Origin of the sequence: Zhongshania borealis (assembly GCF_039539625.1) — a bacterium.
In the GTDB taxonomy this organism is placed as follows: Bacteria; Pseudomonadota; Gammaproteobacteria; order Pseudomonadales; family Spongiibacteraceae; genus Spongiibacter; species Spongiibacter borealis.
In genome coordinates, this window is the sequence record NZ_BAABDM010000004.1 from 133,636 (window position 1) to 155,056 (window position 21,421).

Annotated in this window: 24 protein-coding genes; 7 read left to right on the forward strand and 17 right to left on the reverse strand. The window is 51.3% G+C overall.

All coding sequences use genetic code 11. From position 1 onward, the window contains the following. Positions 1-45: 45 nt before the first annotated feature. Together ABD836_RS11970 and ABD836_RS11975 are read right to left on the reverse strand one after the other, a co-directional pair. On the reverse strand, positions 46-843 hold the full coding sequence (locus ABD836_RS11970) for an enoyl-CoA hydratase-related protein (protein WP_344936188.1): 798 nt from the start codon (positions 841-843) through the stop codon (positions 46-48). Positions 844-1,094: 251 nt separating this feature from the next. After that, positions 1,095-1,688 (reverse strand): TetR/AcrR family transcriptional regulator, encoded by a 594-nt coding sequence (locus ABD836_RS11975; protein ID WP_344936190.1) that lies wholly within the window; start codon positions 1,686-1,688, stop codon positions 1,095-1,097. A 220-nt stretch (positions 1,689-1,908) separates the two neighbouring features. Here ABD836_RS11975 and ABD836_RS11980 point away from each other — a divergent pair, with 220 nt between their 5' ends. Then, a complete protein-coding gene (locus ABD836_RS11980; protein ID WP_344936192.1) occupies positions 1,909-4,320 on the forward strand; it encodes an ATP-dependent helicase in 2,412 nt (803 codons plus the stop codon). Positions 4,321-4,428: 108 nt separating this feature from the next. Beyond that, positions 4,429-4,815 (forward strand): DUF6491 family protein, encoded by a 387-nt coding sequence (locus tag ABD836_RS11985; protein ID WP_344936194.1) that lies wholly within the window; start codon positions 4,429-4,431, stop codon positions 4,813-4,815. Here the strand turns inward: ABD836_RS11985 and mtnC are convergent. The 4 genes from mtnC to mtnA are packed head-to-tail and all read right to left on the reverse strand — an operon-like array spanning position 4,793 to position 7,761. Continuing rightward, complete coding sequence (gene mtnC, locus ABD836_RS11990; RefSeq protein WP_344936195.1) at positions 4,793-5,491, reverse strand: acireductone synthase; 699 nt, start codon at positions 5,489-5,491, stop codon at positions 4,793-4,795. The two genes, ABD836_RS11985 and mtnC, sit on opposite strands and share 23 nt — an antisense overlap. Before the next feature lie 17 nt (positions 5,492-5,508). Beyond that, the gene (locus ABD836_RS11995; RefSeq protein ID WP_344936198.1) at positions 5,509-6,063 is read right to left on the reverse strand and encodes a 1,2-dihydroxy-3-keto-5-methylthiopentene dioxygenase; all 555 of its coding nucleotides are present in this window, start codon (positions 6,061-6,063) and stop codon (positions 5,509-5,511) included. 8 nt (positions 6,064-6,071) lie between these two features. Further along, on the reverse strand, positions 6,072-6,695 hold the full coding sequence (locus ABD836_RS12000; RefSeq protein WP_344936201.1) for a methylthioribulose 1-phosphate dehydratase: 624 nt from the start codon (positions 6,693-6,695) through the stop codon (positions 6,072-6,074). A 13-nt stretch (positions 6,696-6,708) separates the two neighbouring features. Continuing rightward, the gene (gene mtnA / locus ABD836_RS12005; RefSeq protein WP_344936204.1) at positions 6,709-7,761 is read right to left on the reverse strand and encodes an S-methyl-5-thioribose-1-phosphate isomerase; all 1,053 of its coding nucleotides are present in this window, start codon (positions 7,759-7,761) and stop codon (positions 6,709-6,711) included. Positions 7,762-7,867: 106 nt separating this feature from the next. On the opposite strand from mtnA, the gene ABD836_RS12010 reads away from it, so the two are divergent. Then, a complete protein-coding gene (locus ABD836_RS12010; RefSeq protein WP_344936206.1) occupies positions 7,868-8,326 on the forward strand; it encodes a DUF2489 domain-containing protein in 459 nt (152 codons plus the stop codon). A gap of 23 nt (positions 8,327-8,349) precedes the next feature. Here ABD836_RS12010 and ABD836_RS12015 read toward each other — a convergent pair whose 3' ends face one another. The 5 genes from ABD836_RS12015 to ABD836_RS12035 all read right to left on the reverse strand — a co-directional run bounded on the left by ABD836_RS12015 (position 8,350) and on the right by ABD836_RS12035 (position 12,794). Then, complete coding sequence (locus tag ABD836_RS12015; RefSeq protein WP_344936207.1) at positions 8,350-8,952, reverse strand: TetR/AcrR family transcriptional regulator; 603 nt, start codon at positions 8,950-8,952, stop codon at positions 8,350-8,352. Positions 8,953-8,991: 39 nt separating this feature from the next. Beyond that, entirely contained in the window at positions 8,992-9,858 is an 867-nt protein-coding gene (locus ABD836_RS12020; protein WP_344936209.1) for a GIDE domain-containing protein, read from the reverse strand. Continuing rightward, positions 9,858-10,430 carry a LemA family protein gene (locus ABD836_RS12025; RefSeq protein ID WP_344936211.1) on the reverse strand — a complete coding sequence of 191 codons (573 nt, stop codon included), beginning with the start codon at positions 10,428-10,430 and terminating at the stop codon, positions 9,858-9,860. Before ABD836_RS12025 ends, ABD836_RS12020 begins: the two co-directional genes overlap by 1 nt. Before the next feature lie 40 nt (positions 10,431-10,470). Next, positions 10,471-11,709, reverse strand: coding sequence for a cytochrome P450 (locus tag ABD836_RS12030; protein WP_344936213.1), 1,239 nt, complete (start codon positions 11,707-11,709; stop codon positions 10,471-10,473). A 74-nt stretch (positions 11,710-11,783) separates the two neighbouring features. Next, positions 11,784-12,794 carry a cysteine synthase A gene (locus ABD836_RS12035; RefSeq protein ID WP_344936215.1) on the reverse strand — a complete coding sequence of 337 codons (1,011 nt, stop codon included), beginning with the start codon at positions 12,792-12,794 and terminating at the stop codon, positions 11,784-11,786. Positions 12,795-12,924: 130 nt separating this feature from the next. On the opposite strand from ABD836_RS12035, the gene ABD836_RS12040 reads away from it, so the two are divergent. From ABD836_RS12040 to ABD836_RS12050, 3 genes are read left to right on the forward strand one after another with little or no spacing between them, the layout of a single operon-like run. Further along, on the forward strand, positions 12,925-13,329 hold the full coding sequence (locus ABD836_RS12040; RefSeq protein WP_344936217.1) for a DoxX family protein: 405 nt from the start codon (positions 12,925-12,927) through the stop codon (positions 13,327-13,329). 22 nt (positions 13,330-13,351) lie between these two features. Further along, a complete protein-coding gene (locus ABD836_RS12045; protein WP_344936219.1) occupies positions 13,352-13,915 on the forward strand; it encodes a sigma-70 family RNA polymerase sigma factor in 564 nt (187 codons plus the stop codon). Then, complete coding sequence (locus tag ABD836_RS12050) at positions 13,912-14,604, forward strand: ChrR family anti-sigma-E factor (RefSeq protein WP_344936221.1); 693 nt, start codon at positions 13,912-13,914, stop codon at positions 14,602-14,604. The genes ABD836_RS12045 and ABD836_RS12050 overlap by 4 nt, the downstream gene beginning before the upstream one ends. 66 nt (positions 14,605-14,670) lie before the next feature. On the opposite strand, the gene ABD836_RS12055 is transcribed toward ABD836_RS12050, so the two are convergent. The 5 genes from ABD836_RS12055 to ABD836_RS12075 all read right to left on the reverse strand — a co-directional run bounded on the left by ABD836_RS12055 (position 14,671) and on the right by ABD836_RS12075 (position 19,993). Then, entirely contained in the window at positions 14,671-17,205 is a 2,535-nt protein-coding gene (locus ABD836_RS12055; RefSeq protein ID WP_344936223.1) for a TonB-dependent receptor, read from the reverse strand. 347 nt (positions 17,206-17,552) lie between these two features. Next, a complete protein-coding gene (locus tag ABD836_RS12060; protein ID WP_344936225.1) occupies positions 17,553-18,362 on the reverse strand; it encodes an esterase/lipase family protein in 810 nt (269 codons plus the stop codon). A 48-nt stretch (positions 18,363-18,410) separates the two neighbouring features. Further along, positions 18,411-19,301, reverse strand: coding sequence for a diguanylate cyclase (locus ABD836_RS12065; protein WP_344936227.1), 891 nt, complete (start codon positions 19,299-19,301; stop codon positions 18,411-18,413). 6 nt (positions 19,302-19,307) lie between these two features. Continuing rightward, positions 19,308-19,643 (reverse strand): Hpt domain-containing protein, encoded by a 336-nt coding sequence (locus ABD836_RS12070; RefSeq protein WP_344936229.1) that lies wholly within the window; start codon positions 19,641-19,643, stop codon positions 19,308-19,310. A 200-nt stretch (positions 19,644-19,843) separates the two neighbouring features. After that, on the reverse strand, positions 19,844-19,993 hold the full coding sequence (locus ABD836_RS12075) for a hypothetical protein (RefSeq protein ID WP_344936231.1): 150 nt from the start codon (positions 19,991-19,993) through the stop codon (positions 19,844-19,846). 197 nt (positions 19,994-20,190) lie between these two features. Between ABD836_RS12075 and ABD836_RS12080 the strand changes: the two genes are divergently transcribed. Further along, positions 20,191-20,970, forward strand: coding sequence for a sulfite exporter TauE/SafE family protein (locus ABD836_RS12080; RefSeq protein ID WP_344936233.1), 780 nt, complete (start codon positions 20,191-20,193; stop codon positions 20,968-20,970). Here the strand turns inward: ABD836_RS12080 and arfB are convergent. Next, a complete protein-coding gene (gene arfB / locus ABD836_RS12085; protein WP_344936235.1) occupies positions 20,967-21,380 on the reverse strand; it encodes an alternative ribosome rescue aminoacyl-tRNA hydrolase ArfB in 414 nt (137 codons plus the stop codon). The two genes, ABD836_RS12080 and arfB, sit on opposite strands and share 4 nt — an antisense overlap. Between the last annotated feature and the right edge of the window lie 41 nt (positions 21,381-21,421).

The following is a 21,421-nucleotide window of genomic DNA, read 5'->3' on the forward strand; positions in this document are numbered from 1 at the left end:
GCGGTGCGGCGGCGCCACACTGCCAAATTTTTCTATTTGTCGAGATTATTTGCCGGTAAATACCGCTGCGCGTTTCTCTGTAAAAGCCGCTATACCCTCGGCAAAGTCTTGAGTTTGACCGGCGATTTTTTGGAGTTCGCGCTCATTTTGTAAGCTGGCTTCCCAGCTGTTGTCAGTGGCCGCCCAGATTGCCTTTCGGGTCATGCCCAATGCTTGGCTGGGGCCGTTGGCGAGACTGCTGGCAATTTCAAAGGCCTGCGCCTCTAGCTGGCTATCCTCAGTGACACGATTAATAAGGCCCCATTCGAGGGCGCGTTCTGCACTGAGGCGATTACCGGTGAGCATGAGTTCCATGGTACGCACGCGACCAAGGGTACGGCTCAATAAATGAGTGGCGCCACCGTCGGGTACCAGGCCAATACGTGAGAAAATTTGGGCAAAGTAAGCAGTTTCACTGGCCACAACCATGTCGGCAGCTAAAGCCAGCGATGCACCAAATCCGGCGGCAGCGCCGCGAACCGCACTAATCCAGGGGATGTCTAAGTTTTTGAGCTTAAGCATTAAGGGGTTGAGTTGGTGTTCTAATACGAAGCCGAGGTCTCGTGTGGCAGGTTCATTGTCGAGCGGGCTAAGGGGGTTGCTGGGGTCTAGCGATGCGCCCGAGCAGAAGGCGCGCCCGGCGCCAGTAATAATCATGGCCCGGCAGCGACTGGCAATATCCTCGACTGCTTGGCTTATTTCAGTGACCATGAGTGGCGTCAGCGCATTCAATTTGTCGGGCGCATTTAAGGTTAAAATGCCAACCGAGTCGCGTATCTCTAGCTGAATTTGCTGAAATTCCATCACTGATCCCTATCTAAATTGCCGCAGCTATTGGCCGCTCGTTGCTATTATGTGGTCGCCGTTTACATTCACTGTGCCTAAACGAGCCCCGTATTCTGCATGTCTTGGCGTCGATGTTCCATTGCAATCGCAAACTAATTCCGGATTTTTCGCCCTTGCCATGCTGATTTTTAGGCTGCTTGGCCCGTTGATTTTTACTATTTTACATAGCGGTACAACACCGCTCGCACTGCTAAATCGCGGCTGATTTTTCAAAATGAGTTCAGGAAGGCTTTCAGTGTGGCGACAAAAAGATCGGTTTCATTCAGATTGTTGGCCGTGGTTGCTGCGTGCAGATGCGGAAATTGTTCTGGCGCAAAAGACGGCATGGGGTCGTTGCCGTTAGCGCGGCTCATTGCGCCCAGCATGGCGGAGCCAAAGGTGAGTTTTTCGACACCGTCGACAATCAGCATACGTTTTTCCATGGGCAGATCGACTTTATCTATCCAGTATTGATAGGTTTGCAGCATGAGGTGCCGAGGGAAAAACTCTAATAACAAGGGGGCTGCGCGTGGGTGCTCGAAGATAGATTTGCGAATGGAGAGAGCGAGAACAATCAGGGCCTCGCGCCAATCTCCAAAATGTTGGTCTTCTGAAATTCCGGCCTCTAAGAGCACGTAGCGCGCGACGTCTCTGAGTAATTCTGCTTTATTTTCAAAGTGGTAGTAGAGCGAGGGGGCTTTAACGCCGAGACGTTGGGCAACCAATTGTAAGCTCATACCGGAAATCCCGTGGCTGTCGATTACCGATAGCGCGGCTTTTGCGGCCAGCTCCTTCGATATAATTGGTTTTGATGGTCGTCCCAAGATAGTGTCCTTACATTAGTCCCACTGTATCCACTTACAAGTAGAAAGCCCACGTGGTATCGCCAGTACGTGGTGATATTTCTGCGACTGAATTATACCAGAAGGTATGTTAATGCCGAAGTTTGCTCGTTGCCCATCGTTAACGTGTAAAAAACTGGGGTGAAGCTGAACCGCAAGCTTGTTATTCTGCACTCCCTTTTCTAGGTGTCCTACGCCCTCGATGCTCACAGAAGAACAACTAGGTATTACTCGTCACCGCAGCGGTCATGCCCGCGTGATGGCGGTGGCCGGTGCCGGCAAAACCACGACTATGGTGGCTTTCGTTTTGGCGCGTTTGCGTGCAGGTATGGATCCACGGTTAATCCGCGTAGTTATGTTTAATAAGGCGGCGCAGCAGGACTTTAGCGCTAAATTACGCGCCGCAGCAGGGCCGGGTGCGTCGCTACCGCCGGTGCGGACCTTTCATGCCATGGGCCGTAATCTGGCTCTATCCTTGGCTAAAGAGGGGTATTTGCCGACTTTTGACCCGTCGCCCTTGGGCGATGTGCAAGCGGGGCTGGAAATGCTCAAAGCCCTACAGGCGGCCGCCGGAACATCTGCGTTGCGGGCGGCGATTCGGGATGATCAACAGCAATGGTTGGACGCGTTTTCGGGCTTTGTCGATCTCGCTAAGTCGACCTTGGCGACGCCGGAAGTCAGTTTTGCTGCGGGTGGCTACCCCGAGCAGTACCAATTATTCATTGAGGCCTTTGCACGCTTTGAACAATGGCGTAAAGCGGCGGCGCGGGTAAGCTTTGCTGACTTTCTCTACGATCCCTGTCGAGTTATTGCCAAGGACCCCGCATTGGCAGATTTCTTAGCTAACCGAGTCGAATTGTTTGTTGTCGATGAGTTTCAGGATATTAACGACATCCAATTTTTTATGCTTAAAACGCTTGTTGGCGAACGCGCCCAGCTGCAGGTTGTCGGCGATGCCGATCAGTGTATTTATGAGTTTCGGGGCGCCAAGCCTGAATACATGCTTCGTTATTTTGGTGACACTTATTCTCATCAGTCTTACCAGTTATCCCGAACTTTTCGCTACGGCCATCAGTTGGCGCTGGCGGCAGCGCAATTAATTAGTCATAACCAGCATCGCGATCCCATAATCTGTATTAGCGCTGCGACGGCCGAGTCAACCCACGTCGAGCTCTGTTTGCAAAGCCCAGATGGCGCGGTCTTCGCGCAAGCCTGCGAGGCTCAGCATAAGGAGGGTCGGGGCTACCATGAAATGGCCTTTTTATGCCGTACCTGGGCGCAAGCTGCACCGGTGGAATTGGCCTTGCTTAAGCGTGGGATTCCCAATCAGGTGATGGGGGGCAGCCGCGTGCTCGAACGTGGCGAGATTAAGGTGCTGTTGAGTTTAATACGCTTAATGGCTGGCGACTTTGCAACCTTAGATTCAGGTGAACAGACGCAGCAGTTGTTTGATATTTTGAGGTTTTGTGAGTTAAAAATTCGCCATGAGGTTTTGCGTGGCTACGCGTCGCGTATAGCGGTTCCCGATTTCAGCGCCTTGCACCGCTCCGAAGACAGCTTGTCGATCTACCAAGAAAAACGTTTGCAGGGCCTTGCTGGGGTGTTAGACCAGTTGCTTGTAGAGAAGTCAGTGGGGCGAGGTTTGCGCCGTTTTGTCAGTGAGCTCGATCTACTGACGGCAATGCGTGATAACGCCCTTAATCGTGAAGACGGCGAAAACCGAGCCGCCACTGTTACTGCGTTTATTGAGTTTGTTACTCTGCAGCAGGACCAGCAACCCGCGGCGATTTTGGCCCTCTTGGCGGGGCTTGCCGAGCAAGGCGGTAGCGATAGTGGCGCTGCCGATGCAGTCACAATCACAACCATGCATCGCAGCAAGGGCTTGGAGTGGCCGGTCGTGCTGCTGCCGAGTTTGAGTGCGCATTATATGCCTTATCAAGCCGGCAATCGGCGGCGGCAGGAGCAGGATCACCAAGAAGCGGAGCGGCGCCTGATGTACGTTGCCATGACCCGAGCGATTAAGGTTTTGTATCTGTTTGCGCCGGGCTTAGATGCTAAAAATGGCTGGTCTGTTGATCAGCGCCCCGATCTACACCTGTTACCAAGTCCATTTTTGGCGGAGATGAACTTAAGTTTGGCACGTGAAATCAGCACCCAAATCGATGCTGGTGCACGCCAGTTTGATCTGCCACGCACGCGCAGTGCAGCAGTCGCGCAGCGCTATTTGGATGCAGTTGTTCCCGACTGGACTGCCACTGACACGGAAGTCGCTGGGGTCCCCGCTCTGGGGACGCATCTGAGGCATGAAACATATGGCGCTGGTCGCGTAAGCGATATTGATGAGCAGGGTGTGCTTGTTAATTTCGCTGGCCAAAAACGGTTTTTCCCGCATTTATTGGCACCCCAGGTTTTGCATGCCCAGCCGCCATCGGCAGGTGACGAGACCCTGGAAACAAGCCCCGCGTCGGGTTTCTGTGTTGGTGATATTCTCAGCCATGAAAAGTTTGGCCGGGGCGCAGTACTTGCCGTTGACCAACACACTATCGCAGTTAAATTTAGTGCGGGCCAAAAAACCTTCCGGATCGACTTGTTTCAGGCTCGTAAAATTGCTTGAACACGGGTCGAGGAAATGGCGAAGAATCCCTGCTAATAGAACCTCCCTGCTGGACTGTTGTCTGATAGCTGTGCGTTAAATTGCGGGAACCCATTCTCGGAGGCAAAAATGAAATTAAGGATGATTAAGGCGTGCTTTGTCCAGCTAGCGGTACTGTCACTTTTTGCCTGCGCGGTGGTGAATGATGAGCCAGCGCTAGATGAGCGTTTAGCGGAATACGGATATCGCCCTGGCGAGAATGTCGAGAAGGTCGATTCCTATCAAGTTGGCGATTGGCAGTATTTGGACGAGCGTCATTTGATCTTTGGCAATGGCGAGGATCATTATTTGCTGAGTTTAAACGCAAACTGTCCCGCGCTCCAAAGTGCTGAGCACTTGGCGTTCAAACCTCGGAGTGCCGCACTACGCCGCCTAGACGACGCCATTTTCTCTAATGCGACGACGCTCGCACATTGCGAGATTGAGGCTATTTCTAAAGTGTATCCCAGCGAGTAAGCTCTATCTCGGTAAATGAGCGAACACAGAGGTGGCGTGCGTGCGGTGTCATCTCTCCTTGTTCGCGCTGTAGCCAGGCTGTGTGCATACCAATGTCGGCAGCGGCATCCAGTTCTTCAACAATGTCGGATAAAAACAAAATTTCATTGGCTGGCTTGGCGATGGCTTGCTGTATTTTCTGGTAGGACTGGGCTTCGCGCTTGGGGCCGGTGACGGTGTCGAAATAGCCTTTAAAGAAGCCAGTTAAATCGCCGCCCTCATTAAAACCAAAAAACAGTTTTTGCGCGTAAATTGACCCTGACGAGTAAACATAGAGCTCGATGTTTTGCTGATGCCAATGTTGTAGTGCGCTTAATGCGTCATCGTAAATATGGGCTTTATAGTCGCCATTGCGGTAGCCGTATTCCCACACCAAGCCTTGTAGCTGCTTTAGCGGTGTTACTTTTTGGTCGTCTGCAATCCAGCTTAGTAATTGCGTGATCAGGGCTTCGATGTCATTGCTGGCAATGTCAGTGAGTGCAGTGACTTCCTGCAGGGCACTCTTCACAGGTGAAGAGGCATGATTAGCGAGAATAAAGGCAGGAAGGTTTTTGGCCGCATAGGGGAAAAGTACCTGATGCACAAAATCAATGGAGCTCGTGGTGCCTTCAATGTCGGTGACGATGGTCTTGATCACAATAGAGTTCCCCGAGCTTATTGGCCCGCCGGGCAAATGCGTGAATATTGATCGGCAATATTGTTGCCGCTGTAGTTCGCGACCCAGCCATCGGGATTGTTAAAAAAGCGAATCGCGACTAAATCGGGTTCTGGCCCTAAATCGAACCAGTGCAAGGTATTCGCCGGCACGCTCAATAAATCGCCTTTTTCGCAGAGGATTTCAAAAACCTGGTCGCCGAGATGAAGGGCAAATAGGCCCTGACCTTCTACGAAAAAGCGCACCTCATCTTCACTGTGAGTATGTTCGGCCAGAAATTTCTGCCGCAGGGCGTCTTTCTGTGGGTTGTCGCTCGCGATGCTGATCACGTCAACGGTTTGGTAGCCTTGTTCGCGTATTAAACGACTGACATCATCTGCGTAGGCTGTTAACACGGCTTCTTGGCTATCGCCTGCACGAACGTCGTCGCGGGTTTGCCACTGCTCAAAGCGGATTCCCTCGGCGCTAAGTCGTGAACTAATTTCAATTGGATCTGTGCTGTAAGTCAGTGTTTTCGTGCTATCGGTATCGGCAAATATAGTCAGTGTGCTCATGGTGGCTCCTAGCGGCAAAGGCGCATTTTTTCGAGTTCACAATGTAAGAGAAAATCAAGGGCTTCGAGATTGCGCATGCAACTGTCCAAATCTTTAGCCCAACAATATACGCCGTGGCCTCGAATTAAATAGGCCGGGCAGAGTGGATGCGCGGCGAGATATTGGTCAGCCTCTAGGGCGAGGGCATTAATATCTTGCGTATTGGCAAAGATAGGGATGCGCACGCGCGCGGCGTGGGTGTCGACGCCATCAAAGGCTTTGAGCAGTTCGTAGTTTTCGAGCGTCAGTTCGTTGTGCTCGGCCAGCGCCATCGATAATACAGTTGCCGCTGGCGAATGGCAGTGCAGCACCGCGCCAATAGCGCTGAAACGGGCGTATAGCTGGGTATGCAAGGCCGTTTCCGCCGAGGGTTTGCCGCTGCTAATAGCGTTGGCTTTTAAGTCAACGGCAATAAAGTCACTTGGGTTTAAACGGCCCTTGTGCTTGCCCGACGCCGTGACAATAGCGGAGTCGGCATTGAGGCGGCAGGAGAAATTGCCACTGGTGGCCGGTACCCACCCGCGTTGGTACAACTCGTCGCCGGCGGCGGCCAGTGCAATGGCCTGTTGGTAAAAATATTTACTGTCGATCATGGCAGCTTACCTATTACTTGTTGGCGGCGGCGCGAAGATGTGCCAGTACTTTGTCGCGGTCCGGTGCGTGGATAATACCGTGCTCCGTAACAATAGCGTCGATTAGCGCTGCTGGTGTTACATCAAAAGCCGGGTTGGCGATGTTGATGTTTTCGGGAGCGATGCGTTGACCAAAGCTGTGGCTGATTTCTTCGCCTGGGCGCTGCTCAATTGGAATTTGTGGGCCGTCGATATTTGCGTCAAAGGTGCTCGTGGGCGCGGCAACCATTACTTTGACACCATGGTACTTGGCGATAATGGCGAGATTATAGGTGCCTATTTTATTGGCCGCGTCGCCGTTAGCGGCGACGCGGTCGGCGCCAACAATAATCCAGCTCGGCTGTTGCTCGCGCATCAAATGGGCCGCCGCGCCCTCAATAGCCAGGGTTACCGGAATGCTGTCTTGCATCAGCTCCCAGCTGGTGAGTCTTGCGCCTTGCAGCCATGGCCGAGTTTCGCCAGCGATAACGCCGCGAATGTTGCCATCCCGATAGGCTGAACGAATAACGCCCAGAGCGGTACCGTAGCCACCGGTTGCTAATGCGCCGGCATTGCAGTGGGTGTACACCACGCTTTCGGCGGGAATGAGGCTGGCACCGAAATCGCCGATTCGCTTATTGAGTTCGATGTCTTCGGCGTGAATGCTCTTCGCGAGCGCGGTGAGTGCCGCGGCCACGTCGCCGCCGTTACCCTGTTCTTCAATAATGCGATCACAGCGCTCTAGTGCCCAAAATAAATTGACGGCTGTGGGGCGCGAGTTGGCCAGTATCGAGCGTGCGGGGCTGAGTGCCTCGCACCAGGCCGCCACGCTGGGCGGCCGAGACGTTAGCTGTTGGGCTGCCAGCGCCATGCCGTAGGCGGCCGTAATGCCAATAGCCGGGGCGCCGCGTACGACCATATTGCGAATGGCCTCGGCTACTGCGGCGGGATCGCTATAGCTGAGGTACTCAATGCGTGCGGGAAGAATGCGTTGGTCAAGCAGTTGCAAGCAGTGTGCTGACCATTTAATAGCGCTGGGGCTGGTCACTGGCGGCCTCCGTGTTTTCGGGGCGGCAATTATAAGCTTGCTCCTAGGTGTTTGGCCATGTCGATGTCAGAATGGCGTTTTGTCACTAAGTGCAGCGGAGTAGTGGATGGCTGAGTACAGAGTGTGGCTGATTGCCGCGAGTGTAATTATTGTGGTTTTGGCCGTGATTGCGGGGCGCCTGTTATGGCAGTTGCGCGCTCAACAGCGGCGTGAAGAAGCAGAGCGCTTAGGCTACGAAAGCGAGTCGGCAGTGCAGCGTAAAGCGGCACGTGAGGGTATTTCAATACTGGTTCGCAGTTATATAGCAGGACAGGTGGGTGGGAGTGAGTGCGCTTTACGCGTAGCGGTCTTGTCGGAAACAGCGGCAATGGATGCGGCTTGCAGTGATGACATTGGGGTGTTTCGAGATATGGCGGCGGCGCTAGCGCATATTCCAACACATGCCGGATGGAAAGCCTTGAGTTCTGCACAGCGGGCGGCTTACACCACGGAAATGGCAGATATAGAAGCGCAATATAGTGACAGCTTGCAATTAGCTTCTGAACGCTTGAGCCGTGTCGCTTGAAGCCCTGGTGTGTAAATGCCGGTCTAGGTTTCGGTTTGGCGCTGCATTAGGTGGTGTAGGCCGTTGACCATATTCTGCTGGAATTTCAATTGTGCTTCGAGCTGTTCGGGCTGCAATGGATCAACGCCAAAGATTGAGTGGTGTAGGGGTGCCAGCGTTACGTAGCCAAGAATCATACAATGAAATGCCATGGCAGTCGGTACGTTGATCCAATCTTTATCGGGGTTTTTAGCGGGGTCACTGATTGATGAAAAAAACTTACGGTACCAGCGGTCACTCAGTAAATCTAAGGTTTCATCGCGCGCGAGGGTGGCATGCTGAACAATACGGGCGGTATTTGGCGTAGTGGCGAGGAGCGACAGAACTTGGTAAATCTGCTGGCTCGTGTCAGCAAAGTCTGCATCGGCCGCCATGCCGCGAGTGGCATCGGCTAGCGGCGTGAACAGGCGATGGCAAACCTGTTCATAAATAGCGAATTTATTACTAAAGTGCTTGTAAATACCGGGGCTGCTAATTCCGACCTGAGCGGCAATTTCGCTGACTGACGTTGCCGCAAATCCTTGCTGAGCAAATAGGTTTTCGGCGATATCGAGTATGCGTTCCTTGGTATTGCGGCGGATCGCCATTTCATTGTCCTTTTTTCTTTATGTTCAATATATCGTTTGTTATTGGGCGAGCAACCACACAAAGGCGGCGGTGCCGCCGAGGCTGGCGAGTAGCATGAAAAATGCCTGCCAGCGAAATCGTTTGCTGAGCGAATTCGGCTCGGAACTGGCAATCATATAGGGTTGTCGGCGGCTGGGCGAGTAACTGATGGTATGTATTGCACTTGGCGGCGTTTGTTTGTGGTATTGGCGCTGGGCTTTGCGCAGCGCTTCTGCTCGGACTAGATCCCATTCCTTGAGGTCAATTTCTCCGTCGCCATTGCGATCAAAGCGCGTCACGAGCTGATCGTAGTCCTGTTTCCAGTCGTTGAGAATATCCGTCATGGCCTTACTCTGTAATTCACTGGCGCTGGGTGGGTGGCGAGTTTGAAATTGACCAATGATGTACAGCAGGTCGTCGGCGCAGAGGATTTCTTCAGTGTAGCGGTAGCGGCTGCCAAACAGTCTGTGACTATTCGTGCTGCCACGAGGGTGGCGTTCGCTGCCCTTCCATACTTTTTTGCGGAGAGTGCTTACCTCGGCGCGGGCAGGGTAAACAAAGCAATCGCCGGTACCATCGTTTAGGACGAAGGTTTGCTCGCTGGTTTTGCGCTCAATGCTGCGCCAGCTGCTGTTCTTGCCAGATGATTCATAGCGTTCAATATTGTAGCGGTACCACAGGCAGGGAGTGTTGCTTAAACCGCTGAACAGTGGCTGTTCGCTTCCCGCTTTGGCATAGCCAATGAGTTCGACATAGCCTTGGTGTGCGGAGCGAATTTTTGAGGTTGGCGTATCTTCAATAATTCGCGCTGAGCGCAGGCTGGTGAGACTGCCATAGGCGCAGCCTAGCGCGATACCGCCGCTTATCGCTATGCCGAGGTAGTCCATTAATTAAATAAGGACTTCACATCAATGTCGCTTAGCTCCGCTTTGGCAAACTTCAATAGCTCAAAGGCTTTGAAGTGAAACCAGCGCGCGATGATGACATCGGGAAATTGTTCTATGCGAACATTATTGTTATTCACGGCTTCGTTATAGACTTCGCGTCGGTCGGCAATCGCGTTTTCTAGGTCAGAAATACGGCTTTGCAAGGCCGCAAAGCTGCTGTCGGCTTTGAGGTCGGGGTAATTCTCGGCCAGCGCGAATAATTGACCAGTGGACGCACGTAGTTTGGTTTCAGCTTGGCCCAGAGCGATCATGTCGTGATTGGATTGGGCGGTTGAAACCTGCTGGCGGGCGGCAATGACCTTGCTCAGGGTTTCCTGCTCGTGTTTCATATATTGTTTGCAGGTTTCAATGAGCTTTGGAAGTTCGTCGTGGCGCTGCTTAAGCAACACGTCAATATTGGCGAGGTGCTTGCTCACGCTGTGCTTAAGGCTGACCAGCCCGTTGTAGAGCATCACAAGATAGAAAATACTAAAAATGACGATGGCGAGGCAAATAATGAGACCAATTTCCATGTCTTTATCCCTTAGTCGATAAATGTAAGTTCCGCCGCACTCAATTTCCACTGTTAAAGCGAATCGGCATTTGCTTTATGCTGTTCACAAAGTAGGAGCGGACATATTTTAGTTCGCCATTGATTTGTGGATTGCGTAGCCGAGGAATAATTTCCTCGAACATGACCAGTAGTTCTAAACGAGCGAGGTGAGAACCAATGCAGAAGTGCTGACCGATACCAAATGAACGTATTTGCTGGGCCAGTTTTGGCATGCGTTCTGCTCGCCGAACATCAAATTGCATGGCATCGTCACCAAAAACGGCTTCGTCGTGGTTGACTGCATGATAGTGCAGAATGACCTTGTCGCCAGCTTTGATGTCTTGTCCGCCCAGTGTAATGTCTTGGGTGGCGGTGCGACGCATTTGCGTAAATGCGGTGTTGAAACGGAGTATCTCGTCGATGGCCGCAGGGATTTTATCGGGGTTGTCTACTAAATACTGGAGCTGATCTGGATGTTCCATTAGTAAGCGCATACCTTGAGAAATAACGGTACGCGTAGACTCATTGCCGCCGACAAGGATAAGAATAAACATCCAAGCGAAATCTTCCTCTGAAATCCCGACGCCGTCGACTTCGCCGTCAAGTAGTGCGCCGGTGATATTATTCATTGGCTGGCCGCGATGTTGTTCCGCGAGCTTTAGGGCGTAATTTATACAGTCCCCAGCGGCAATTTGGCCGTCTTCTTCACTGGTCGCCATATCAGGGTCGTCGGCGAAGATCATGGTATTGGTCCAGTCGAAAAACTGTTTGCGATCACTGATTGGTACGCCGAGGAGTTCAAGTATTGCGACAAGAGGGAGCTCAGCAGCCACTTCCTCAACAAACTCGCATTCGCCGCGCTGAACAACATTATCTAAAATTCGTTTTGCATGAGCCCTAAAAGCGGGCTCATAAGAATCTACTCGCTTTGGCGTAAATGCCTCACGAACAATGCGGCGCACTTTTTGATGGCGGGGTGGATCCATATTGATAATGGTATGGCTGAAAATAAAATCGACCATTTCTTGCGGATGCTCCATGGGAAAGGAGCTGCGTAAAGCCGATGAAAACAACGCGGGATTCTTTGAGACGTAGTCCAGTTCTTGTTGACCCACCACCGCCCAATAAGGGACGCCGGTCAGCGGGTCATCCATTTTAACAACAGGCCCCGCGACGCGGAATTTACGCAAAAGTTCGTAGGGCATGCCCTGCGCGTATGTATCGGGGTCTAGTAAGTTGGCAAAAGGGCATTCCGACATAGTGTGGCTCTCGCTATTAATTGTTATTACGTAGTGCTTTCGCGATAGTAAGGTATTGGTTTTCAGCAATACCCTCAGTTTCGGGTCCAATCTGGTGCAGGTAGGCCCATGTTTTCTAAAAATACTGGGTTAAATAATTTGCTCTTATAGCGGTCGCCGTAGTCGCACAGTATGGTCACGATGGTATGGCCAGGGCCGAGTACCCGTGCGAGTTGCACTGCGCCGGCAATATTAATGGCGGACGAGCCGCCTAGGCAGAGGCCTTCATGGCGAAGTATCTCAAAAATATAGGGCAGAGCTTCAGCGTCGCTGACCTCAAAGGCTTGATCGACACTGGCCATACGTAGATTGTCCGTGACTAAACTAATGCCAATGCCCTCAGTGATTGAGCGGCCGTCACCGCGTAGCTCGCCATTGGTAAAATAATTGTACAATGAGGAACCCTTGGGGTCGGCCAAGCCAATAGTGATGTCGGGTTTGTGGGCCTTGAGGGCGCGGCTGACACCTGCCAGGGTGCCACCGGTACCGACCGCGCAAATGAAACCGTCGATGTTGCCGCCAGTTTGTTGCCAAATTTCTTGTCCGGTGGTGCGCTCATGGATATCGGTGTTGGCGGTATTGTCGAATTGGCGCGCCCAAACAGCGCCGTTTGGTTCGGTTTCATTCAGGCTTTCGGCGAGGCGCCGCGCGGTGTGGATATAGTGATTGGGGTCGCTGTAGCTAGTGGCAGCGACAAGTCGCAGGTCCGCGCCATAAAGATCTAGAAGCTCAATTTTTTCCCGACTTTGACTGTGGGGCATTACTACCACGCTGCGGTAGCCAAGGGCGTTGGCGATCAGGGTAAGGCCGATACCGGTGTTGCCCGCTGTGCCTTCGACGATAGTGCCGCCGGGGCGCAATGTGCCCTTGGCTTCGGCGTCACGAATAATGCCCAGCGCTGTGCGATCTTTCACCGAACCGCCGGGGTTGAGGAATTCTGCTTTGCCTAAAATAGTACAGCCAGTAAGCTCGGATACCTGCTTGAGATGGATTAGGGGGGTGTTACCAATAAGGTCGGGCATTGACTTAAACGTGGGCAAAGACATGTTCTACTCCATAATTCACTATCCTAATGGTATAGGGGGCGGACGGTAGCGGCAATGCTAATTATAAAATGGCGCTATGCTAAGATAATGAGTCATTATTGTTAATGATAAGCGGTACTTAGGAAACCGGATGTTGAAAAGTATATTGCGACTATTAGTTTGCCTGGTGTTCTTCATCGGTGGGATTGGCCATTTTCTCTTGGCCGAGGATTTTGCCGGAATTGTGCCGCCGATATTGCCCTGGCCTATGCTAATTGTGTGGCTTACGGGTTTGTTAGAGCTCCTGCTTGTGGTCGGTATACTTTGGCCTGCGCAGCGCCGTCTGGCAGGAAAGCTTGCCGCAGTTTATTGTCTGTTGGTTCTACCAGCGAATATTTATCAGGCGCTTAGCGATGTGCCTATTTTTGGTGGGCCGGTGGCGCCCGAGTTATTGTGGTTGCGCATTCCGCTGCAGTTTGTTTTGATCGCCGCAATTTTGTGGTCGACGAATGATAATCCAAAGGCATTGATCCAGTCGCCCAGCGGTGACGTATAAAAGCATAACAAGGGGTTCATAAATGGCAGAACTTGCCGAGGAGCAAGCGCGAACAGGTGCATTTTGGGCCGACTGTGTAGAGTGTATTGCCGAAAAGCGGGATAAACACAGTTTTATGCTGTTGTTTGATCATTTTTCACCGCGAGTAAATGCCTATTTACTGGGGCAAGGTGCGGAATCATCGATGGCGGAAGATTTAAGCCAAGAGGCTTTGCTCGCCCTTTGGAATAAGGCCCATTTATATTCTCGCGACAAGGCTGCGGTGAGTACCTGGTTGTTTCGCGTCGCCAGAAATTTGTGGATTGATCGCCTGCGTAAGCAGCGCGGTATTGCCTACGAGTCAGATGAGAATCTTGCCGAGACAGTTGACGATGACGCGCGCCTAAATGCCGATGGTGAACGTTTAAAAGCGGTATTAGATACCTTGCCTCAGAACCAGGCTCAAGTTGTCTACAAATCGTATTATGAGGGCAAGAGCCACAGTGAAATTGCTGAGGAGACCGGCATGCCCCTAGGTAGCGTTAAATCAAGCTTGCGGTTGGCAATGAAGGCCTTTCGTCAGCATTTTGGAGAAGGCGGCTTATGAGCCAAATTGAGCATCACCCAAATCAAGAAACTATATTGAGCTATGCAGCCGGTTCACTACCGGCAGCCTTAGCCATTGTAGTGGGCTGTCACTTACAGTATTGCCCCGCCTGTCGCGTTAGCGTCAATGCCGGAGAGGCGTTGGGTGCCGATTTAATGATGGAGTTGTCGCCGCAGACACTTTCAACACGTGCGCGGGAAAGCGTGCTTGCGCAACTGGATATGGACTTACGTGAAGTCGCGGAAGTAAGTCAATCGAGAGTGTTGGAAGCTGCCGAAAACGCTTCAGTGAATGTGGGTGCACCGGAAGCAATCCCACGGTTATTACATCAGTTTTTGCAAGAAGACAGCTTCGATGCTCTGCCATGGAAAAAGACCTTAGCACCGGGACTTAAGCAGATAATCATAAATTGCGATGAAGGGGATGTGCGTTTGTTGCGTATCGCGGCAGGTAAGAAAATGCCGGTACACAGTCACCGTGGTAGTGAAATCACCATGATTTTACGCGGTGGTTATAGCGACAGTTTGGGCAAGTTTAACGCCGGCGATGTTGCTGATCTGGATAGCGCGACGGAGCATCAACCTGTTGCCGATAGTGATGAGGATTGCATCTGCCTTGCGGGGATGGATGCGCCGCTGGCATTTCGCGGTTGGTTAGCACGTTTAATGCAGCCAATTGTTGGTATGTAATTCCGGTACTCACGGTATGAAAAACGGCAGCCTAGGCTGCCGTTTTCGCGTAGAACACGTCGATAATTAATACTCGAAGATCAAGTCTATACCGTAGCTAAGTGGGTCGCCCCAGATGACGCTGCGGTCACTGTGGGGAAGGTTGTCAATGGCAGTGATCTCAAACTCTTCGTCAGTTAAGTTTTTACCCCAGATTCCAATATTCAGTCTGCTGCGCTTGCCTAGTGGTATTTCGTTTAAACTAAGCCGCCCATTCACTAAGCTGTAGTCGCTAATATAGGTATTTGGCGTGTTGAATGAGCGTGAACCACCATTGCGATTGTCCATGAAATTATAACTTAGGTTCATCGACAAATTTCCCCAATCCATACTCGCTATCGTCCAGTCTGCGGCCGCGGTATAGGAGTTTTTGGGCGCTGAGAAAAACACAAAACTATCGGTAAGATCATTGCCAAATTCGTCCTCTGCCTTGGTAACCTCCGCATCTAAGTAGGCATAATTAAACATCAGCATAACGTTCTGGCTTGGTAAAAAGGTGATGTCGGCTTCAAATCCTTGCATGGTTGCTTCACCTGCATTGGTAACCTTGGTGTCGGCAATCGTGCCTGACAAAATAAAGTTCAGCTGCATTTCGGTGTATTCGCTGGAAAAGACGTTGGCGTTAATCCGCAGGCGGCGATCGAGCAATTCACTTTTGATACCTAGCTCGATAGATGCAACATGCTCCTCATCAAAGCCATCGGCGAAACCGAAACCGTAGACGTTGCCGTCAGGCGCTTCGGTGGCCGTGTCGTCGCCTTTACCTGGGGTGCCGGGCGCTTCGCCAGTGCTGCCGCGTTGAGGGTCGCGGGTGTTGAAACCACCAGATTTGTAGGCTTGAACAAACTTGCCGTAGACATTGATGTCGTCGGTGATGTCAAACTCAGCGATAAAACTAAACGAGGAATCGTCAAAGTCTTTCTGGGCGTGCACATTGTCAAAGGCGCGGTCACCTGGAACCAGAAATCCACCCTGCGCCAGAATTGGCGATAAGGTTCCGAGGTTTTCCATGTCGATGGCCATGTCTAACTCACGGATTTCGAGGTAGGTTTTATCCGTTTGGTTTTTCAGCGCCTCGCGTTCATCTTGGGAGTAACGTGCGCCAAAGGTGAGATGCATGCGCTCATCAAAAAACTTAGGTGTCCAAGTGAACTGACCATAAGCGGCTATTGCAGTATTTTTGATGTCGTAGCGCTGGGACACCATATTCACTAAGTGAACATCGCCTGCGTCCAGTAAAACGGAGCCCAGGGCGGCACCTAAGACCGGGACAGGGATAACACCATCGCTAATTTCTGAACTGAACTGGTGGTGCAGTGGACTGTTGTTTTCGGTTGCCTCTTCCTCGAAGTAATAAGCGCCAGTGATGTAGTCGATACTGCCATTGAGTAAGGTGCCGCTAAACTGAAACTCGTGTGAGAACTGCTCTTGGTTTATTTGCGGTACCACAAGTGGGAGGCAGTCTTCGCCAGTTTGCTCGCGCACTGACACGCCGCAGTACTCGTGGGAGTCAGTGCGGTAGTTTTCTGAACCGAGGCCGCCGCCAAGATCGGCGTAAGCGGCGTCATAGAGTTCGCGGTAGGCGCCAATATACTTGAACTGGGCATTTTCAAAGGACTTGGTCAAAATCAGTGAGTGGCCCTCGATTTGGGTTGCTGAGGCCTCCATCGGTCTCGCTGTGGCCATTTCGTCGAAGCGATCTTCACTGTGTTTGGATTGGCTAACAGAATATTCCCGTACCGGCTCCGCTTGGCCTTTATTTTGGACGCCGGGGCGAATCGACTGGTACATATAATTGTAATATTCGTAGTCGGAATTATCGTAGGCATAATCGAGGGTGAGCGAGTCACTGATGTCCCAGCGCAGATCGATTCGATAGCCCGACACGTCCTTGTCGCCGAAATCGCCACCGGGTCCGGTGTTTTCAATGAAACCGTCCATTTTAGTGCTTAAATAGGCGACCTTGGCGGCGAGGGTGTCACCTAAGGGAATGTTGGCCGAGGTTTTTGATGTGAATAAATTGCGGTTACCCACTGTAAACTTTTGCTTTAACTCAAACTCCTCAACTGTTGGCCGCTTGGTGATCAAATTAATTGCGCCGCCTGTCGTGTTGCGGCCATAGAGTGTGCCTTGGGGGCCCCGCAGTACTTCTATACGCTGTAATTCCGCGACATCTAATGCCGTGCCGGTTGAGCGCGCAATATAAACACCATCGACGTAAATACCGACCGGGGGGTCTTGGGTGACCTGAACGTCGGAAATGCCTACACCACGAATGAATATACGCAAGGTCGCATTGTTAATGGGGAAGGGTTCTATGGTGAGGCTAGGTACCTTCGACCCGATATCGCCTAAGCTACTGATACCGTCAATTTCTAAGCGTTCTTCACCAAAAGCGGTGAGTGATATAGGCGTATCTTGCAGTGATTCGGCTTTTTTCTGCGCCGTGACGATCACTTCTTCTAGGGCGTAGCCTGATTTTTTGGCTTCGGCGAAGCTGTTACAGCTAATTACGGTTGTTAGGGCGCAAAGCCCTGCAGTATAGGGGGAAATTTTCTTCACGTAGTCGCTCCGTTTCGGATCGTTATTGTTATTCAAGCTTGCTAAGTTAAAACATATTAACTTTAAAATTACAATTATCCATATTCTGTATAGTAGGTGTAGCGAGTAATAGCAGGGCTATGTGGTCGTGTTTCTTGTGATTTTTGTTGGAAGTGAATTTATTAATTATTTGTAATGTTTTGGCTTGTGGTGGAAATGTTTGTTCTGAATTCCGCATTGATTAAGTGTTTGTGGGATCTTTTTGTTGCTACACGTAAAAATTGTCTTTAATTATTCGTGTTTTCTGCTTTGGGTATTCCGGTTTGTAGTGGAGAATTACCCGGTCGATATTTTGATGTTGAGCGATATCAGAGCCACCAAGGTTTGCTTAGGTGCGAAATGGGACGCTCATTGCCTTCCGTTTGGGAAAGCCTATTTGCAAGTAGCCAGTAGACGCGCGGGTTTATTGTCAGGCCGCAATGGCTTCCATTGATTTTAATGTGGTTCGCCCCGGCACTGCCGGGCAGTGTAGCTTCAGCTGGGGCAACAAGTCCGTCTGACGCACTGTAAATTATGGTGGTGGGGACAGTGCGGGGCTTTTCGCTGTTTGGGTTTTTCCATGCTTGTAAGCCGGCCTCTAAATTTGGGTCGGCATTATCGCCGCGATAAGCTCTTTGCATTAAAGACCACGCGGCAGTGCCCCGTGGATCGCCATGTGGAGTGCCAAGGGTAATGGCTTGGCGAATTAAGTCAGGAAATTGTTGTGCGAGGTGGTCTACGTAAAGCCCGCCGAGACTCCAGCCCACTAGACTGAGTTTGCGGCCGTGTTCAGTATAAATTTGCTCAATTCTGCCTTGTAATTTGTCGAGCTTTTCTTGGCGAAATGCCAAGGCGTCAGCGATGTTGTGCAGGCGCCTATTCGCGATGTTTCTGCCACAATCCCATGTTTTGCCTGAGAAGTTCTGGCCACTTAGCCATCGCCTAAGCATTGCGGTGCTACCGTCACCACCGCCAAAGCCGGGAACAATGAGCACGGGGTGGCCGTCACCTTTTGCCGCTCGGCGCAGTAGCGGCAGGGTCAGCAGTAAGGCCTGCCCTTCTAGCGCTGCGCGCGGCAGATCACTTAGGGTATGCTTAAGTTTGGGAGGCTTTGGTGGCGCCTTTTGGTATGACTTCATTAAATATGCTCAATTGAATGGCAACATTATTATTGGATTTAATGATGGTCAGTCGGCGCAAATAATACGGTTGCGGCCAGATTGCTTAGCGGTATACAGCGCCTTGTCAGCGCGCTCAAAGAAGGCGTTTTGGTTGATGTCGCGACTGCGATTAAATTGCGCTATGCCAATACTGACCGTCATGTCGACCTTTGTATCATCGTTGAGTACGGTGGGTTGAAATTGTATAGCTGATCTGACGCGTTCAGCGACGCCCCATGCTTCGTTGACATCGGTAGAGGGCAGTAAAATGACAAACTCTTCACCGCCGTAGCGGCCAACTTGATCATATTCGCGCAGATTGGTATTTAAAATATTGACTACATGTTTTAGTGCAACATCGCCGGCGGCGTGACCGTAGGTATCATTTACCGCTTTAAAGTGATCGATATCGAGCACCATGATGGAAAACGCGCTGCGCTTGCGGGTTGATTCGGCGATGCTATTGGTAAATAGCTCGTCGATCATTCTGCGATTCCAGCATTGGGTGAGGGCATCGCGCGAGGCGAGCTGATTGAGTGTCTGTTCAAGGCGTACAATTCGGCTGCCAGCGGCAATTCGCACTTTGAGTACGCGATGGTCAAAGGGTTTGCTCAAAAAATCGTCGGCACCGGCTTCCATCGCTTCTATGATGGCTTCATTACCTTCTTTGCCGGTAAGCATTAAGATGTAAAAAAATTGGCCATCTTCGCGTTTGCGTATGGTTTTGCACAGTTCGGGGCCACTCATTCCGGGCATTGACCAATCAATAACCAGTAGGTGGGGGGCGTTATCAGCTTCAAGTTTTTTGAGTGCCTGATCGCCGTTTTCGGCAAGGATGGGCACAAAGCTCCACTCTTCTAGTGCGGCGCTCAAGGCGAGTCGGGTTACTGCGTCATCGTCGACTATCAGCACATCCATAGAGAGTTATAGTCCTGCCATCTGTTTTAATTCTATGATTAGCGTGTTTAGCTTTTCTTTTGCAGTGAGCCAGTCTTGTTGCCACTGCGCTGCATCATGTTCTAGGGCGTTGCGTTCTAGGGCGCCAACCTCTTGATAATAGCTTGAATTGGCGAAATTACCGAGCGCACTTTTTAGTCGGTGCACATTATCAGACAATGCCTTTTTGTCGCCTTGCTTAAACGCGTGCTCAACGGCGTTGATCATATCAGGAAGTTCACTGAGAAACAGTTGCGCTAGCGCCGTGATCAGTTTTGTTTTGTTCTGGGTAATATCCTGAACGCGGAGAGGATCCAGTATCATATCGTCCCTAGCTTACAACAGAGTTTTTTGCATGATGCCCGAATTTCACCGCTTTTTCACTGCTTTTAAAATACTGGGCGGCTTAAGCAAATATTGGTTTGGAGCGTGGTGTGCTGTGGGGTGTCGGCTGGTGAGTGCAGGTATAGGTCTGAGCGACGGATAAGCCTGGCTATGATTGGTTCAGGCTCAGGGTGCCATCGCTAGTGGCTTAAAGCCGTCGCACTGAGTACCAAGGCAACGCAAAGTGCAACCGTGGGTAGTGTGCCCAAGCCTGAGGCGCTGGTTAATACGACCAAGGCGATATTACCAATCAAAGGTATGCTGAGGTTAATACTCTCTGACTTTGCCATATCACTGCTCCTTGGATTCTTTGAGGTTTCTGTAAATAAGTAACTGATGGACGTAGTATAGGCGCCTGTTTTCAAGGATATGAGTGGAGTTTATACCTACTCAATTGCCTCATGTGCCTATGTTTCCAGATGATCCTCGTTTTTTTGGGCGTGTCTTTTAGGTAGTGAAGCGTGTTGCCGCCATTGGAGTGATATACGTGATTGAAATAAATGGACTGTCAGCGATTGATCCTTGGTTGATATTGCTATTGTTGGTTGTTGGTCTTGTTGCTGGGGTGATTAATACCTTGGCGGGCGGCGGCTCTAATCTCACCCTGCCTGCATTAATGGTTATGGGTTTACCTGCTGACGTTGCAAATGCAACCAACCGGGTTGGCGTTCTATTGCAGTCATTGACCGGCGTACGGGACTTTGATCAGCATGGGCAGTTGCCACGCGCTGACCTCTGGTCGGTGTTGAGGCCGACGTTGATGGGTTCTGCTTTTGGCGCTGTCGGAGCAGCATTTGCGCCGGTCGCCTATCTGAAGCCTGTATTGCTTATGGTGATGGTGGGCATGGCGCTGATTATTTTAATAAGTCCGTCGGTGATTGCGCCACCGCCCGGAACTGCTGTTCGGCATGTAAACGACAGTCCCAAAGCGTTCTGGGGCTTGTTCGCTGCAGGTGTCTATGGCGGTTTCGTGCAGGCGGGGGTCGGCTTCGTATTAATTGCTACGTTGGCGGGTACATTGCGTTATGACTTGGTGAAGACGAATGCGTTAAAGATGCTGTGTGGTGCAGCCCTGACTATTGTCGCCTTGGCGGTCTTTATCTGGCAGGGCCTAGTTGCCTGGGTGCCGGGTCTTATTCTTGGCGTCGGCTCTATAATTGGGGCGAAAGTTGGGGTTCGTTTGGCGCTCAAGGCCAGTCAGCGTGGATTGAAATGGTTTTTATTTGTGATGACGGTCGTTGCCAGTATTTCTGCCATGCTGAGTTAATCGTCGATGCGGCCACGTAGAGATTTAATTTTCCCGCGCTGTGTTTTGCTGTCCATACGCCGCCGTTGCGAGCCTTTAGTGGGTTTGGTCGGTCTGCGCGATGGCAGGACTTTGGTGGCCTCAATAATCAGCTCGCGCAGGCGTTGGAGTGCGTCGTCGCGATTTTTTTCCTGGGTTCGGTATTGCTGGGCCTTAATAATGATTACGCCGTCCTTGTTAATGCGTTGATCGTTCCGGCTAAGTAGGCGTTGCTTGTGGAACTCAGGTAGGGATGAGGCCTTAATATCAAAGCGCAAGTGGATGGCCGAGGAGACCTTGTTGACGTTCTGGCCACCCGCACCTTGTGCTCGAATAGCGGTGAGCTCGATTTCATCGTCGGAGAGGCTGAGGCCAGTGGATATTTCAAACACAGTGAAAATTCTCAATCTAAAGAGTGCCAGTCTAGCAGCTT

What these genes read in the sequence shown, in the direction of transcription:
- ABD836_RS12070 (WP_344936229.1), bottom strand. Translation starts at nt 19,643, where the DNA reads ATGATACTGGATCCTCTCCGCGTTCAGGATATTACCCAGAACAAAACA.
- ABD836_RS12020 (WP_344936209.1), bottom strand. Translation starts at nt 9,858, where the DNA reads ATGGACTACCTCGGCATAGCGATAAGCGGCGGTATCGCGCTAGGCTGC.
- ABD836_RS12030 (WP_344936213.1), bottom strand. Translation starts at nt 11,709, where the DNA reads ATGTCGGAATGCCCTTTTGCCAACTTACTAGACCCCGATACATACGCG.
- ABD836_RS11995 (WP_344936198.1), bottom strand. Translation starts at nt 6,063, where the DNA reads ATGAGCACACTGACTATATTTGCCGATACCGATAGCACGAAAACACTG.
- ABD836_RS12010 (WP_344936206.1), top strand. Translation starts at nt 7,868, where the DNA reads ATGGCTGAGTACAGAGTGTGGCTGATTGCCGCGAGTGTAATTATTGTG.
- ABD836_RS11980 (WP_344936192.1), top strand. Translation starts at nt 1,909, where the DNA reads ATGCTCACAGAAGAACAACTAGGTATTACTCGTCACCGCAGCGGTCAT.
- ABD836_RS12060 (WP_344936225.1), bottom strand. Translation starts at nt 18,362, where the DNA reads ATGAAGTCATACCAAAAGGCGCCACCAAAGCCTCCCAAACTTAAGCAT.
- ABD836_RS11970 (WP_344936188.1), bottom strand. Translation starts at nt 843, where the DNA reads ATGGAATTTCAGCAAATTCAGCTAGAGATACGCGACTCGGTTGGCATT.
- ABD836_RS12075 (WP_344936231.1), bottom strand. Translation starts at nt 19,993, where the DNA reads ATGGCAAAGTCAGAGAGTATTAACCTCAGCATACCTTTGATTGGTAAT.
- ABD836_RS12000 (WP_344936201.1), bottom strand. Translation starts at nt 6,695, where the DNA reads ATGATCGACAGTAAATATTTTTACCAACAGGCCATTGCACTGGCCGCC.
- ABD836_RS12065 (WP_344936227.1), bottom strand. Translation starts at nt 19,301, where the DNA reads ATGGATGTGCTGATAGTCGACGATGACGCAGTAACCCGACTCGCCTTG.
- ABD836_RS12040 (WP_344936217.1), top strand. Translation starts at nt 12,925, where the DNA reads ATGTTGAAAAGTATATTGCGACTATTAGTTTGCCTGGTGTTCTTCATC.
- ABD836_RS12035 (WP_344936215.1), bottom strand. Translation starts at nt 12,794, where the DNA reads ATGTCTTTGCCCACGTTTAAGTCAATGCCCGACCTTATTGGTAACACC.
- ABD836_RS12025 (WP_344936211.1), bottom strand. Translation starts at nt 10,430, where the DNA reads ATGGAAATTGGTCTCATTATTTGCCTCGCCATCGTCATTTTTAGTATT.
- ABD836_RS12045 (WP_344936219.1), top strand. Translation starts at nt 13,352, where the DNA reads ATGGCAGAACTTGCCGAGGAGCAAGCGCGAACAGGTGCATTTTGGGCC.
- ABD836_RS12050 (WP_344936221.1), top strand. Translation starts at nt 13,912, where the DNA reads ATGAGCCAAATTGAGCATCACCCAAATCAAGAAACTATATTGAGCTAT.
- ABD836_RS12015 (WP_344936207.1), bottom strand. Translation starts at nt 8,952, where the DNA reads ATGGCGATCCGCCGCAATACCAAGGAACGCATACTCGATATCGCCGAA.
- ABD836_RS11985 (WP_344936194.1), top strand. Translation starts at nt 4,429, where the DNA reads ATGAAATTAAGGATGATTAAGGCGTGCTTTGTCCAGCTAGCGGTACTG.